Consider the following 14535-nt stretch of genomic DNA (forward strand, 5'->3'; position numbering starts at 1 on the left):
TCTTGAAAAGGCATGCCATATTCCGTTTCATTTGTGCTATAATAAAAATAAATACATTTACAGAAACGAGAATGCTATGATTAAACTAATCGCATTAGACATGGACGGTACGCTTTTAAATAGTCAAAAAGAAATTCCCCAAGCACATATTCAAGCCATTCATCAAGCTGTCGAACATGGAGTAAAGCTGGTTCTTTGTACAGGCCGCCCTCTAGTCGGAGTGAAACCTTATTATGAACAATTAGGACTGAGTGGAGATAATGAATATGTCATTATCAATAACGGCTGCTCCACTCATCAAACAAAGGATTGGAAGCTTGTTGATTGGAAAGAGCTAAGTTCGGAGGATATGCTTTATCTGGATAGAATCGCCAAGCAAACTCCTGCCCAACTAACTCTTTTTGACGAAGAACGCTATTTAGTAGTTGACGAAGAGCCAACCGACCTAGTCACCTATGACGCTAGCCTTGTCTTTACAACCCCAACAGAAATCAGTCTCGAAGAAGCTATCAGCGGTAAAAATATTATATTTCAAGCTATGTTTTTAGCCCAGCCTGATGAGTTAGATACCTTTGAAAAACAATTTGGTCCGCAGATTTCTCAACGTTTCAGCGGTGTTCGCTCACAACCGGTCATTTACGAAGCCATGCCAAAGGGCACTACTAAAGCAACAGCTCTTAAGCAATTAGCTCAACATTTAGAGATTAAACCTCAAGAAATTATGGCACTTGGTGATGCTAACAACGACATTGAAATGATCCAATTTGCAGGTCTTGGCGTGGCTATGGGCAATTCTAGCGACTATGTTAAAAAACTAGCCAATTATGTGACAGATACCAATGATGAGAACGGTGTCGCCACAGCTATTGAAAAATTTATTTTTAATAACTGATAGAATGAATCATGAGCTTCCTTTCAAGTTCATGATTTTTATTAAAATATATTGTCATCCGACTTTCATTATTCGTACATAGCCTTCCCTCCCAAAATATGATACACTAGTTACATCTATGCAAAAAGGAGAGCTTATGAAATACCCTAATCTTTTAAACCGTTTTCTGACTTATGTTAAAGTCAATACACGCTCAGACGAGACCTCCACTACTACTCCTAGCACCCAGAGTCAGGTGGACTTTGCGACTAATATCCTTATCCCTGAGATGAAGCGGGTCGGCTTGGAAAATGTCTACTACTTACCTAACGGCTACGCCATCGGTACTCTTCCTGCAAATGACCCAAGTTTCACGCGCAAAATCGGTCTCATTTCTCACATGGACACCGCAGATTTCAACGCAGAAGGTGTCAATCCACAAATTATTGAAAATTATAATGGTGAAGTGATTCCGCTTGGGCAGTCTGGTTTTAATCTTGACCCTGCTGATTTTGCTAGTTTGAAAAAATACAAAGGACAAACCTTAATTACAACCGATGGAACGACTCTTCTTGGATCTGATGATAAATCAGGTATTGCTGAAATTATGACAGCAATTGAATATCTAGCAGGTCACCCAGAAATCAAACACGGCGAAATTCGAGTTGGTTTTGGTCCAGATGAAGAAATTGGTATCGGAGCTGACAAGTTTGATGCGATAGATTTCGATGTAGATTTCGCTTATACGGTTGACGGTGGACCTCTCGGAGAACTTCAATTTGAAACTTTCTCTGCAGCTAGTGCAGAAATCACTTTCCAAGGACGCAATGTCCATCCCGGAACAGCAAAAGGACAAATGATCAATGCTCTGCAATTAGCTATTGACTTTCATAATCAATTACCAAATAGTGACCGCCCTGAACTAACAGATGGCTACGAAGGCTTCTATCATCTTATGAATGTAGAAGGAACTGTTGAGGAAGCAAAAGCAAGTTATATCATTCGTGACTTTGATGCAGTAACCTTTGAAAAACGCAAAGAACTCATGCGCTCCATTACTAATAAGATGAATGAAAAACATGGTGAACGGGTTCATTTAGAACTGAAAGATCAATACTACAATATGCGCCAAGTCATTGAAAAAGACATGACACCTATCAATATTGCAAAGGCTGTTATGGAAAAACTTGACATCAAACCGATTATCGATCCTATTCGTGGCGGAACAGACGGCTCAAAGATTTCCTTTATGGGTATTCCGACACCAAATATCTTTGCCGGCGGCGAAAACATGCATGGACGCTTTGAATACGTCAGTCTGCAAACAATGGAACGTGCCGTTGATACTATTATTGGTATTGTTTCCTACAGAGACGAGTAGCTCCCAGTCAAATAGAAAAAACTTTAGCTCTCATTATGTAGAGCTAAAGTTTTTTATCTTCTGCGAATGTATTGCACCATTCTAAAGTTCAAAAATGCTAGCAAAATAATAGCCACGAGCCAGATTGTTTTCAACAAATAAAATTGTATCAAATAAGTAGAAATAATCGCTCCTATCACAAAACTTCCTAATAAAGCCACGAAGAAAATGCCTTCCGTTAAGCAAGTTTTTTCTTTTGTACGCACATAAGTACCAAAAGCTACCATTGTTTTTTTGATATTGCCCGTCATAAAGGAATTATTGTAGACAATGCCATCCACTTCACCAAAAGCCGTTGCCACCAACCCCATACAAAAACCAATCGGCGGAACAATGAAAAGATTAGACACGGTTGCTGGTAGAAATCCTGTAAGCCCACAAAACAAAATCAGTGGGAGAATGCTGGACAAGCGCCATAAAGAATTTTCAAAGCTATTTTTGAAAATGGTTAACACAAAAATGCCTAACATAAAAGCCAGCATCGTTGCCAACTTCACTTCTATTTCTCCTGTCTCATGATGAATCAACTCAACTGACAAGAACACAACGTTTCCTGTTTGACCCGCAACCAATGTCCCGCCTCTTTCAATAAATGTATAAGCGTCAATAAATCCCGCACAAAAAGTCAGCAGACAGGCAAAAAATTTCGAGCGCGAATGAAACTTCCTTTTCCTTTTTATACTTTTTATCATCATTATCTAAAAAGTCTAGCACTTCCTCACTAGACTTCCTTTCTATGACTCTCTTGCTTCCTGCAAGATTTTTTCAATTTTCGTTGTAATCAGATCAATCGCCACTGTGTTAGAAGCTCCTTCTGGAATAATTACATCCGCATAGCGCTTGGTAGGCTCGATAAATTGATGATACATAGGCTTTACCACACCTAAATATTGCTCAATGACACTATCTAAACTACGACCACGTTCATCCATATCTCGCTTAATCCTGCGAATGATCCGAACATCATCATCTGTATCCACAAAAATCTTAATGTCCATTAAATCACGTAAGCGTTTGTCCTCTAAAACCAGAATCCCTTCTACAATGAAGACATCTTGCGGATCTTGACGATACGTTCTATCACTACGCGTATGAGCTGTATAATCATAAGTCGGAATATCTACTGGACGCCCTGCCAACAACTCCTTGATTTGCGCAATCATCAAATCTGTATCAAAAGCAAAAGGATGGTCATAGTTGGTTTTGATTCGTTCTTCAAATGTCAAATGAGATTGGTCCTTATAATAAGAATCATGCTCAATCATAGCAATCTTTTCATTTGGAAAATTTGATAGAATAGCTCTCGAAACACTCGTCTTACCACCACCAGATCCACCAGTCACGCCAATAATAATCGGTCTATTTTGCATTATTCACTCCATTTTTTATCATCTTATCTATTTTACAACAAATCATGATATAATGAAAGAGGTAAATCAAAATAAATGACAAAATAAAAAATAAGGAGAAAACGATGTTAAAACTCGGAACGATTGGAACTGGAGACATTGTTCACCAATTTGTCAAGGCTGCTCATTCGACAAAAGACTATCAACTGACTGCGGTATATTCACGGACGATACATGCTGCTCAAGCATTTGCCAGTTATTACAAAAATGTAGATTGCTACACAGATATGGCTAATTTTTTAACTAATGATATAGACATTGTCTATATTGCAAGCCCTAATTCTCTGCATTTCCCACAAGCAAAAGCTGCTATTTCAGCAAGCAAACATGTAATTGTAGAAAAACCTGCTGTCTCACGCCCAGAAGAATGGGCTGAATTGGTAACATTAGCTCAAGAACAGCATGTATACATTTTTGAAGCAGCTCGTAACTATCATGAGCAATCATTTGATGTCATTTCAGATTTTCTCAAAAACAAAACGATTCTTGGGGCACATTTCACCTATGCGAAGTATTCTTCCAAAATGCCAGCTCTGTTAGCTGGACAAGAGCCAAACGTCTTTTCTGCTAAGTTTTCAGGCGGTGCTCTAATGGACTTAGGCATTTATCCTGTCTATGCAGCCATACGACTTTTTGGAGCACCAGAAAATGCCTATTACACCGCTCAGCAATTACCAAGTACTGTCGATCTAAATGGAGTAGGAAGCTTAATCTATCCAGAATTTCAAGTGACTATCCAAACCGGAAAAAATATCAATAGTTTTTTCCCTGCTGAAATTTATACAACAGACGGTACACTGACCTTAAATTCGATTGAATTCATTACTTCGGCTGTTTTTCAAGATTTAAATAAAGAGAAAAAGACTCTTGAAATTGTGCGCTCTTCTCACACCATGGCAGAAGAAGCCAAACGATTCGCTCAAGTATTGAGCGGTGAGATAAAACAAGAAATTTACCAAAACTGGCTAGACGCTGCTGCTGCCGTGCATAAAACTCTGTTTAGCATGCGACAAGATGCTGGTATTAGATTTGAGGCTGATCATGACAACAACTAATTTCCCTCAAAGTTGGCAAGACCAACTTACCAAACTTGGCTTTGAGTATTTAACTCCCATTCAAGAACAACTCTTTCAACCTATTACAGAGGGTGAAAATGTCCTTGGAATAAGCCCTACCGGAACTGGAAAAACACTTGCCTACCTTTTTCCTAGTCTTCTAAAACTAAAGCCTAAGAAATCCCAGCAATTACTTATCTTGGCTCCCAATACTGAGCTAGCTGGACAAATTTTCGACGTCACCAAAACATGGGCTGAACTACTTGGCTTAACAGCTCAGCTCTTTCTATCTGGCTCCAGCCAAAAACGACAAATTGAACGGTTAAAAAAAGGCCCTGAAATTCTCATCGGGACGCCAGGACGCATTTTTGAACTGATTAAACTAAAAAAAATCAAAATGATGACTGTCGATACAATCATTCTGGATGAATTTGATCAATTGCTTAGTGATTCACAATATCACTTTGTTGACAAAATTATTCACTATGTACCTCGTGAACATCAATTGATTTATATGAGTGCTACTGCTAAATTTGAGCAGGATAAAATTGTTGAAAATACAATCCAAATCAAAACAGAAAATCAACAACTTGATAATATTCGTCATTTTTATATGCAAGTTAAACAGCGCGACAAAGTTGAATGCTTGCGAAAGCTAGCTCAAGTTTCAGAATTTCGTGCGCTTATCTTTTTCAATGCCCTCTCGGACTTAGGAAGTGCTGAGGAAAAGTTGCAATACCGTCATATTCAGGCTGTGTCCTTGGCTAGTGATATCAACATAAAATTCCGCAAGATTATCTTGGAGCAATTTAAAGACAACGAACTTACACTCTTACTCGCCACTGACTTGGTAGCTAGAGGAATTGACATTGATTCTCTTGAGTACGTCATCAACTATGATCTACCTCGCGATCTTGAAACCTATACACACCGTGCTGGACGAACTGGACGAATGGGCAAAAAAGGATCTGTCATTACATTCATCAGCCACCCAGAAGAATTAAAAACACTTAAAAAATATGCTCACATCCAAGAAATTATCTTAAAAGATCGTGAACTCTATGTGAAATAGAAAACTGGTTTAGAACTAAAAAATATTAAATCTTTTAGTTCATTTGAACTGCACCCCAAAAGTTAGACATAAAAAATTAACTTTTGGGGTGCAGTGTTCATTATCCCAGTTTTTTATTATTTATAACATTAAAATACTTGAAAATTTTTAAATCAATCTACAATACTTATCAATGTTTTTAATAAATCACATCCTGTTTTTCCATTATCTAAACTCTCCTGCCAATCTCTTATCTGTTTTCGTTATCAGAATAGGTGACTAATACTTTTGACAATGTTACTCCTTGACGGCACTTAAACGAATCTACTGTTTATTAATTTCTTCATTGTCTTTCCTTTCATAAGACCATCATGATTTTTTATTGCTCAATCTTTGGTTGATTCCATATATTATTTTTTCTCCATTATCAAATCTAATTTCCACACCACAACACTATATTAAAAAGCTGGGATAAATATCTCAGCTTTTTAATTATTATTTACCTAACTTTGCTTTAGCTGCATCTGCAAGCGCTGTGAAAGCTGCTGCATCGTTAACTGCTAAATCAGCCAACATTTTACGGTTTACTTCGATTTCAGCCAATTTCAAACCATGCATCAATTGTGAATATGAAAGTCCGTTGAGACGAGCTGCCGCATTGATACGTGTAATCCACAATTTACGGAAATCGCGTTTCTTTTGACGACGGTCACGGTATGCATAGTAGTAAGAGTTCATTACTTGTTCTTTTGCTGTGCGGAACAAGATATGTTTTGCACCATAGTAACCTTTAGCTAATTTTAAAATACGTTTACGACGTTTGCGTGATACAACGCCACCTTTAACACGTGCCATTTATATTTCCTCCAATATTTCCTAGAATAATCTACTGCAAAATCTCTTATTTAAGACCTGTCAGCATTGCTTTGATACGTTTGAAATCTCCTGAATGCACCATTGCTGCTTTACGAAGATGACGACGTTGTTTTTTAGTTTTTCCGTGGAAACGGTGAGAAGTGTAAGCACGGAAACGTTTCAAGCCACCAGAACCTGTACGTTTGAAACGTTTAGCTGATGCGCGGTGTGTTTTTTGTTTTGGCATGATATTTTTCTCCTTTTTTTAACTTCTAACAGATTACTTTTTGTCAGGGATTGGTGCTAACTGCATGAACATTTGACGTCCATCCATCTTAGCTCTTTGTTCAATAATCGCAATATCCTGCGTTGCTTGAGCAAAGTCGGCTAATACTTTCGCTCCGATTTCTTTGTGAGTAATCATCCGCCCTTTAAAGCGAATAGAAACCTTCACTTTATTTCCTTTTTCAAGGAACTTGCGTGCATTACGAAGTTTTGTATCAAAGTCACCTTTGTCAATAGTTGGACTAAGACGAACTTCTTTCACAGTAACAACACTTTGTTTTTTGCGTTGCTCTTTTTGTTTTTTCTGATACTCAAACTTGAACTTTCCATAGTCCATAATTTTTGCAACAGGCGGTTTAGCTTGTGGTTGAATCAGAACAAGATCCACATTTGCATCGTCAGCAATCGCTTGCGCTTCGCTAAGTGGTTTAATGCCCAATTGCTCACCATCAAGACCGATCAAACGAACTTCACGTACACGAATTTCATCATTGATGAATAAGTCTTGTTTTGCTATGGTTTTCACCTCTTTTTTATTTTTAGAGAAAAACAAGAGCGGACTTGCTAACGCAAGTCCGCTCTACATGATAGTATTTCATTCCTGAAACTTAATCCGTAGAGCCAGACAACGTTAGTCGCAAGGCGAGAAGTTCTCACTTCTGCTTTTCTCAACTTTTATATAATATCAAGTTTTGGATTATTTGTCAAGGATTTTTTTAGCTTTTTCTTCGATAAAATTCACAACTTCCACAATTCCGACACCCGTCGTATCAAAATGAATAGCATCATCTGCCGGTTTTAAAGGAGAAACTGAACGGTGACTGTCCTTATAATCACGATCTGAAATTTCTTTTTGGAGGGTTTCCAAATCAGTTGGAATACCTTTTTCAAGATTTTCTTTATAACGGCGTTGAGCTCTTTCCTCAACTGAGGCTACAAGAAAAATTTTTAACTCTGCATGAGGCAAAACAACTGTTCCAATGTCACGCCCATCCATAACAATACCACCTTGAGTAGCAATTTCTCGTTGTAAATCAACCAACTTTTCTCGTACTTCTGGAATTGCAGACACCCAAGAAACATTGTTAGTTACTTCATTTTCTCGAATCGGATGCGTCACATCTACATCTCCAACAAAAACGAGTTGCTCTCCATCTTTACCACGTCCAAAACTAACAGGATAAGTATCTAATAGCGCAACAATTTCAGACCACTTTTCCGCCGATAAATCATTTTGTAAAGCTAAGTAAGTCGCTGCACGATACATCGCACCTGTATCCAAGTAAGTGTAATCGAAATCTTTTGCAATAATTTTTGCAACTGTTGACTTTCCACTTGAAGCTGGTCCATCAATAGCAATTTGAATCTGTTTCATTCGGCACTCCTATCGAATTTTTACTACATCACCTGGATTAGCGTACCACGCACCTGTTGTCATGTGAGATGGATTTAAACGCTCTAATTCCGCAATTGAAATCCCCGCACGCGCGGCAATGGCAGCTTCTCCTTCTCCAGCCTGAACGGTAATCGTTCCTTCAGATGATTGCGGCTGACTGCTATCACTTGCTGCTTTAGAAGAAGCGGGAGCACTAGAACTTTCACTTGATTTACTAGTAGTTTTTGCAGCATTATAAAAGCCCTCCGTTGCTGCCTTCTTACTACTTCCACCAGTAGATAAATAAATCATCATTCCTACCATTACAATCGCTATAACGAAAAAAATAACAGCTAAAATCGTCAACACACGATTAGCTACTACACCGTTCGTTTTTTTGCTTCTCGCCAATTCTTTTTCTCCCTTGTCATAAATATCTTCTTCCCATGGTTCCTTTGCCATGACTTCCTCCTTGTATTTTTTCCAAATTCCGATTACAATATGAGTATGAAAGTTACACTCATTCCTGAACGATGCATTGCTTGTGGTCTTTGTCAAACCTATTCTGACCTATTTGATTACCATGATAATGGCATTGTCAAATTTTATCAAGATGATGAGCTTCTGGAAAAGGAAGTTCCCGAAACACCTGATATTATTGAAGCGATCAAAAACTGTCCTACAAAAGCTCTTATGAAAGAGTAGTCTTTTTAGGTTGAGCATAATATAGTTCAAAATAGTCTACATGGGTTAAATTATCCACTAATTCAACTTCCCCTTTAAAATGGTCATTCAAAGCCAAAGCATTTACAAAATACTTCTTAGGCCACTTGCGCATACAAAACGTACGGCCTTTTTCTTTGCCATCAAAGAAGAGAGTAATAGAGGTCTTTGTTACCTCTATCTTACGAATCGTTGAAATTTCTATCTTTGAAGGTGTAAATGGATTTGCTGTAGTAATCCTTAAAATCCCGTCGTCATATATCGTAAAATATCGATGTATGCCAATTCCCAACAATACCATGAACAAAAAGAAAGAGAAAAGGACTAAAAACGGAACTTCTGAACTCTCAAATAAAAATGCAAAACCTATAAAAATCGGAATGACCGATAAAGACCAATAGATGATTAGAAGAGAAAGATCTGGTTGCCAATGATAACGCAACTGACCAAAAATCTTTATCATGCTTGCACCTCCTCTTCTACTAGTTTATCATAAAAAAAAGAAAAATGGGAGTGAGATTGGATAACAAAGAAAAAAATTAGGAAATCAAGATATCGTTCTATACAAACCTCTACTTTTGCAATAATTTTTATACTTTTCAAGCAAGTCATCTGCATCATCTTTCCGATTTTCAGAAAAAAATTAAATATCATATTTTCATTCTCAATAAATTTCCGATATTTTGTGCTGTTCGGACGAGGTTTTCTTCTGCCCTATCTAAAGTAATAATTAAAGGTTCGACTTGAGAAATGATTGGAAAAGCAGCCTGAATATTCTCTACTGGGAAATCCGGTAAATCATTCCTTAGACTACCACAAATAGCAATTACAGGAATATTGATTGGCGTTCTCCTTGCTACTCCAATAGGGGCTTTACCTGACAGACTTTGCTGATCCATTCGACCTTCACCCACAATCACTAAATCAGCCTTTTTGACACGATTATCAAAATCGAGCAAGTTGAGACAAGTATCAATTCCTGATACAATTTTTCCATGTGCAAATGTCACCAGCCCTGCGGCCATACCTCCTCCAGCACCGGCACCAGCCAATGAAAAGATTGTTGGATTCGCCTGTTTATAAAACGTTGCCATAGCTTGATCTACTTGAGAAAATAACAAATCAGGCAAGCCTTTTTGACCTCCAAAAACGTATGTAGCTCCGTTTTCACCACAGAGAGGATTCATAACATCTGTCAGAATCTGAATATCCAAATTTCCTAAAATTTCAGGAACTTTATCCGCTGAAATGCGAGCCACACGGTCTAAAGACGAACCCTTTGCTTGGAGCAAGTGATTATCCTTATCAAAAAATTTATAGCCCAATCCAGCTGCCATTCCAATTCCACCATCATTGGTAGCCGAACCACCTACGCCAATATAAATTTGCCTCACACCTTCTTTGGCGAGATACAAAATTAACTCTCCTAATCCTCTGGTATCAAGAGTCAAAGGGTTTCTTTTTTCTGACGGGATATTCGCCAACCCAACCAAATCAGCCATTTCAAAGAGAGCTATATCGCCTTTTTGAGCATATTTCATCGTAACCGGCTCGCCGAATGGTCCGGTTACTGTCCTTTCATATTCGGATAATTTCATTGAGGCGGCTAAAGCAGCAACTGTTCCTTCACCACCATCTCCAATGGGTAGCAAGTCAAATGTTGCTTCCGGGAGCGCCTTGGAAAAACCTGCTTTTATAGCCTCTGCAACGCTTTGAGCTGATAAACTTTCTTTAAAAGAGTCCGGTGCAATTAAAATATGCATGACCTAGTCCTCACTTTCTATCTTTTCTAAAAGGCTTACAACTTGATATAAGTCAGCTTGATCGATTTGATAAGGTGCTTGCTCTCTCACAATAGGCTTGGCATTAAAAGCAATCCCAATTCCTGCTGTTAATATCATTGGAAGGTCATTAGCACCATCTCCTACAGCAATGGTTTGAGCAAGAGTCAAGTTGTTTTCCTCTGCCCATTGCTTTAGCATTGCTTTTTTGACTTCTTTTGTGACAACTGTCCCTAAAACCCTACCTGTCAGCTGGCCATCTTTTACTTCCAAGTGATTAGCTTTTACATAATCTATGTCCAACTTCGCTGCTAATTCATCTACTATTTCATGAAATCCACCTGATACAATACCAACCTTATAACCACGCTGATGCATTTCTTCTATCAACTGTCGAGCCCCTTTAGTAAAATGAATTTTCTTAGAAACTTGTTTAAAAATGGCCTCAGGGAGTCCTTTAAGCAGGGTCACACGCTCTAGCAGAGCCGCTTCAAAATCATATTTTCCTTGCATGGCACATTTTGTAATAGCTGCAACCTGCTCACCAACTCCTACTTCAGCCCCTAGTAAATCAATTACTTCTTCTTTCACCAAAGTACTATCCACATCCATTACCAATAATCCTGTGGCTCTCATATTATTCCCTCATACATTTTTGAATATATAAAAATTTGCTTGACAAAACAAACTACAATATAAAGTAAAAAATCTCTGCCTATATAATAAACAGAGATTTTTTACTTTATTCAATACCAATTTCAGCGCGTACAATATCTGCAATTGTATTAACGTAATAATCGACTTCCTCATGACTTGGTGCTTCCGCCATGACTCGTAAAAGAGGCTCTGTTCCGCTTGGACGAACAAGAATGCGACCATTTCCAGCCATTTCTTCTTCCATTTTTTCAATCACAGCTTTAATAGCAGGAACTTCCACGGCCTTGTCCTTCATAGTATTTTCAACACGGATATTAACCAATTTTTGCGGATAAATAGTCACTTCTGAAGCTAATTCAGATAAAGTTTTACCTGTTTCTCTCATTACTTTTGTCAATTGAACGGCTGTCAGCTGACCGTCACCCGTCGTATTATAATCCATGATAATGACATGCCCTGATTGCTCACCACCAAGATTGTAACCCGATTTGCGCATTTCTTCTACGACATAACGGTCACCAACAGCTGTAATCACTTTATTAATACCTTCACGATCCAAAGCTTTATGGAAACCTAGGTTTGACATAACAGTTGTTACGATTGTATTTTGGGCTAGTAAACCTTTTCCAGAGAGATATTTCCCAATGATGTACATGATTTTATCACCATCAACAATCTCACCATTTTCATCTACCGCAATCAAGCGATCACTATCTCCATCAAATGCCAAACCAAGTGCTGAGCCTGATTCACGAACTGTTTCTTGCAATTTTTCAGGATGTGTAGAACCTACATTTAAATTGATATTCAACCCATCTGGATTTTCTCCGATGACTGTCAATCTAGCTCCCAAATCGGCAAACACCTGGCGAGCACTTGTTGAAGCGGCACCGTTCGCTGTATCCAGAGCAACTTTCATTCCGTCTAAATCAAGACCAGTCGATACGAGATACTGCTGATATTTGCGTAGCCCTTCTGGATAATCCATCAGGGTCCCTAATCCTTCCGCACTTGGACGTGGTAAATTGTCTTCTTTAGCATCAAGAAGTGCTTCAATTTCTAACTCGCGATCATCATCTAGCTTATAACCATCTCCGCCGAAAAATTTAATACCGTTGTCAAGTGCAGGATTATGGCTAGCTGAAATCATGACCCCAGCACTTGCTTTTTCTGACTTCACCAGATAAGCCACACCTGGTGTTGCGATAACCCCAAGCTTGTAAACACGGATTCCAACCGATAAAAGTCCTGCTATTAATGCACTTTCCAGCATTTCTCCTGAAATACGTGTGTCACGTCCTACAAAGACGCGCGGCACATCTTTCTCATGTTGGCTCAATACATAGCCACCAAATCGCCCTAATTTAAACGCCAATTCTGGCGTTAATTCCACATTTGCTTCTCCACGAACTCCGTCCGTTCCGAAATATTTTCCCATTTTTTTAAAATCCTTTCAATACTTTTATTTGGATGAGCTCGTCGAACTTGAAGACGAGCTTGATGATTTTACTGTAATTTTTATCGTTGTCTCATAAGGGGTAATCACACTCGGCAATACTGTTCCGCTAGCATCAACCGCTTGCAAAGGCACAGTTCCGGTATAATTGTTCGAAATTTTTTCACTTGTGGGAAGAGCTGCTTCTACATGATCAACTTTTTCTAAAGTATCTTCATCACTTGTGACTGTTACTTTATTATCAGCAATACTTACCCGATCAACCGTTGAACCATCTGCCAACTGAGCAGAACTAATCGTTGTTTTAACTTCAAATGTTTTACTTGCCTTCTTACCGATCTTCACCGTAATCTTAGCCGGTGTAACAGTCGCAGTCAACCCACTTGGTAAATTTTTAATAGCTAAAGGTACCTCTCTTGTTCCTTCCGTAGCTTTTGTTAAATCCGCTACAACTTTAAACTTTCGAGTACTTTCTTGCATCTCACTAGCAAGTGTCACACGATTGGAACCCGTTAACACTACTGATACTTCGGACGCAAAACCACTAATAAAATACTTTTCACTATTGTATTTAATATCAATTGGGACACTAGGCAAGGCATTCGTGTACGTTTCAGACGTAGTTTGTCTAGCACTTGAGTTATTTTGGTAATTTGTCGTTGTTGCATAAATAAATAAAACAGCAGCAAAAAAGATGGAAGAAACGATATACCAAATCTGCTTACGATTTTTCATGTTTCCAACCTCCTAGCACACGATTTTTAAATGGTGATTTTGGTTGTTCATCTGAAATCAGCACTTTCCGCAATTCTGCTTCAAATTCTTCTAAGGTCAGATCGTGTTTAAAAACTCCGTTATGTGTGATTGAAATACCTCCCGTTTCCTCCGAAACTACAAAAGTAAGGGCATCTGACACTTCTGAAAGACCGATTGCAGCACGGTGGCGCGTTCCAAATTCCTTAGAAATTCCTGTGTTTTCTGTAAGCGGAAGATAAGCACAAGAAACGGCTATTTTATTATCTCTTACAATAACAGCTCCGTCATGCAACGGTGTATTCGGAATGAAAATATTGATTAACAACTCACCTGACACATCAGCATCCAAAGGAATCCCTGTTGCGATATATTCTTGTAAGGTTCTGCTTCCTTGGATAGCAACGAGAGCCCCAATTTTCCGAGGACTCATATAATTCACTGCTTTGACAAATGCCTGCACCATTTTTTCCTCTGAGCTAATCGGTGCTGTCGAAAACAAATCTGTTGCACGCCCCAGCCTTTCCAGACCTGTACGAATCTCAGGTGTAAAAATCACAACAGCCGCAATAACTCCATAGGTAATGACTTGATTGATTAACCAAGAAACCGTTGTTAAACCAATTGCATTGGCAAGAATCTGAGCCAGTACAAAAATCAAAACCCCTCGAACGAGAATCATAATCTTAGTGCCAGCGATTGCTTTTGTAAAATAAAATAAAATCCAAGCAACCAGTGCAATATCGATGATATTGATGACAATACTCCAAGGACTAGAAAATAAACTAGACCAATATTGGAGATTGGACAATTGCTGAAAATTCATTTCCAGTGTCCTCTCTTT

Annotated in this window: 18 protein-coding genes and 1 other annotated feature; of the genes, 5 read left to right on the plus strand and 13 right to left on the minus strand. The window is 38.5% G+C overall.

The annotated features are described in order from the left end of the window. The first annotated feature begins 76 nt into the window (after window positions 1-76). Both SCSC_RS05070 and pepT read left to right on the plus strand, forming a co-directional pair. Complete coding sequence (locus SCSC_RS05070) at window positions 77-892, plus strand: Cof-type HAD-IIB family hydrolase (RefSeq protein ID WP_006270695.1); 816 nt, start codon at window positions 77-79, stop codon at window positions 890-892. Between the two features lie 136 nt (window positions 893-1028). Then, a complete protein-coding gene (pepT, locus tag SCSC_RS05075) occupies window positions 1029-2252 on the plus strand; it encodes a peptidase T (RefSeq protein ID WP_006270704.1) in 1224 nt (407 codons plus the stop codon). Between the two features lie 53 nt (window positions 2253-2305). On the opposite strand, the gene SCSC_RS05080 is transcribed toward pepT, so the two are convergent. Together SCSC_RS05080 and udk are read right to left on the minus strand one after the other, a co-directional pair. Continuing rightward, a complete protein-coding gene (locus SCSC_RS05080; RefSeq protein ID WP_006270713.1) occupies window positions 2306-2986 on the minus strand; it encodes a YoaK family protein in 681 nt (226 codons plus the stop codon). Between the two features lie 39 nt (window positions 2987-3025). Further along, window positions 3026-3661: a uridine kinase gene (gene udk / locus SCSC_RS05085; RefSeq protein WP_003068781.1), complete on the minus strand. Its 636-nt coding sequence runs from the start codon at window positions 3659-3661 to the stop codon at window positions 3026-3028. Window positions 3662-3765: 104 nt separating this feature from the next. On the opposite strand from udk, the gene SCSC_RS05090 reads away from it, so the two are divergent. After that, window positions 3766-4755, plus strand: a complete 990-nt coding sequence (locus SCSC_RS05090; protein ID WP_006270683.1) for a Gfo/Idh/MocA family protein — start codon at window positions 3766-3768, stop codon at window positions 4753-4755. Further along, window positions 4742-5827, plus strand: a complete 1086-nt coding sequence (locus SCSC_RS05095) for a DEAD/DEAH box helicase (protein ID WP_006270671.1) — start codon at window positions 4742-4744, stop codon at window positions 5825-5827. Before SCSC_RS05090 ends, SCSC_RS05095 begins: the two co-directional genes overlap by 14 nt. A gap of 474 nt (window positions 5828-6301) precedes the next feature. Here the strand turns inward: SCSC_RS05095 and rplT are convergent, their stop codons facing one another. The 5 genes from rplT to SCSC_RS05120 all read right to left on the minus strand — a co-directional run bounded on the left by rplT (window position 6302) and on the right by SCSC_RS05120 (window position 8783). Further along, on the minus strand, window positions 6302-6661 hold the full coding sequence (gene rplT / locus SCSC_RS05100) for a 50S ribosomal protein L20 (protein ID WP_000124830.1): 360 nt from the start codon (window positions 6659-6661) through the stop codon (window positions 6302-6304). Between the two features lie 46 nt (window positions 6662-6707). Then, window positions 6708-6908 (minus strand): 50S ribosomal protein L35, encoded by a 201-nt coding sequence (gene rpmI / locus SCSC_RS05105; RefSeq protein WP_003025048.1) that lies wholly within the window; start codon window positions 6906-6908, stop codon window positions 6708-6710. Between the two features lie 33 nt (window positions 6909-6941). Beyond that, entirely contained in the window at window positions 6942-7472 is a 531-nt protein-coding gene (gene infC / locus SCSC_RS05110; protein WP_003025051.1) for a translation initiation factor IF-3, read from the minus strand. A 15-nt stretch (window positions 7473-7487) separates the two neighbouring features. Further along, window positions 7488-7617: a sequence feature (ribosomal protein L20 leader region), on the minus strand. A gap of 26 nt (window positions 7618-7643) precedes the next feature. Then, window positions 7644-8321, minus strand: a complete 678-nt coding sequence (gene cmk / locus SCSC_RS05115) for a (d)CMP kinase (RefSeq protein WP_006270676.1) — start codon at window positions 8319-8321, stop codon at window positions 7644-7646. A 9-nt stretch (window positions 8322-8330) separates the two neighbouring features. Then, complete coding sequence (locus SCSC_RS05120) at window positions 8331-8783, minus strand: SAG1386/EF1546 family surface-associated protein (RefSeq protein WP_006270719.1); 453 nt, start codon at window positions 8781-8783, stop codon at window positions 8331-8333. Window positions 8784-8828: 45 nt separating this feature from the next. On the opposite strand from SCSC_RS05120, the gene SCSC_RS05125 reads away from it, so the two are divergent. Then, window positions 8829-9026: a ferredoxin gene (locus SCSC_RS05125; RefSeq protein WP_006270679.1), complete on the plus strand. Its 198-nt coding sequence runs from the start codon at window positions 8829-8831 to the stop codon at window positions 9024-9026. On the opposite strand, the gene SCSC_RS05130 is transcribed toward SCSC_RS05125, so the two are convergent. From SCSC_RS05130 to cdaA, 6 genes are all read right to left on the minus strand, one after another. Beyond that, window positions 9013-9507 (minus strand): EbsA family protein, encoded by a 495-nt coding sequence (locus SCSC_RS05130; protein WP_006270717.1) that lies wholly within the window; start codon window positions 9505-9507, stop codon window positions 9013-9015. The two genes, SCSC_RS05125 and SCSC_RS05130, sit on opposite strands and share 14 nt — an antisense overlap. Before the next feature lie 187 nt (window positions 9508-9694). Beyond that, window positions 9695-10807: a glycerate kinase gene (locus tag SCSC_RS05135; protein ID WP_006270677.1), complete on the minus strand. Its 1113-nt coding sequence runs from the start codon at window positions 10805-10807 to the stop codon at window positions 9695-9697. A 3-nt stretch (window positions 10808-10810) separates the two neighbouring features. After that, complete coding sequence (gene serB / locus SCSC_RS05140; RefSeq protein ID WP_006270668.1) at window positions 10811-11461, minus strand: phosphoserine phosphatase SerB; 651 nt, start codon at window positions 11459-11461, stop codon at window positions 10811-10813. A 106-nt stretch (window positions 11462-11567) separates the two neighbouring features. Beyond that, a complete protein-coding gene (glmM, locus tag SCSC_RS05145) occupies window positions 11568-12920 on the minus strand; it encodes a phosphoglucosamine mutase (protein WP_006270661.1) in 1353 nt (450 codons plus the stop codon). Between the two features lie 24 nt (window positions 12921-12944). Further along, the gene (locus SCSC_RS05150) at window positions 12945-13673 is read right to left on the minus strand and encodes a CdaR family protein (protein WP_006270688.1); all 729 of its coding nucleotides are present in this window, start codon (window positions 13671-13673) and stop codon (window positions 12945-12947) included. Further along, entirely contained in the window at window positions 13660-14517 is an 858-nt protein-coding gene (gene cdaA, locus SCSC_RS05155) for a diadenylate cyclase CdaA (protein ID WP_003068760.1), read from the minus strand. The genes SCSC_RS05150 and cdaA overlap by 14 nt, the downstream gene beginning before the upstream one ends. Window positions 14518-14535 lie beyond the last annotated feature (18 nt).

The organism is Streptococcus constellatus subsp. constellatus, assembly GCF_023167545.1.
Taxonomy (GTDB): Bacteria; Bacillota; Bacilli; order Lactobacillales; family Streptococcaceae; genus Streptococcus; species Streptococcus constellatus.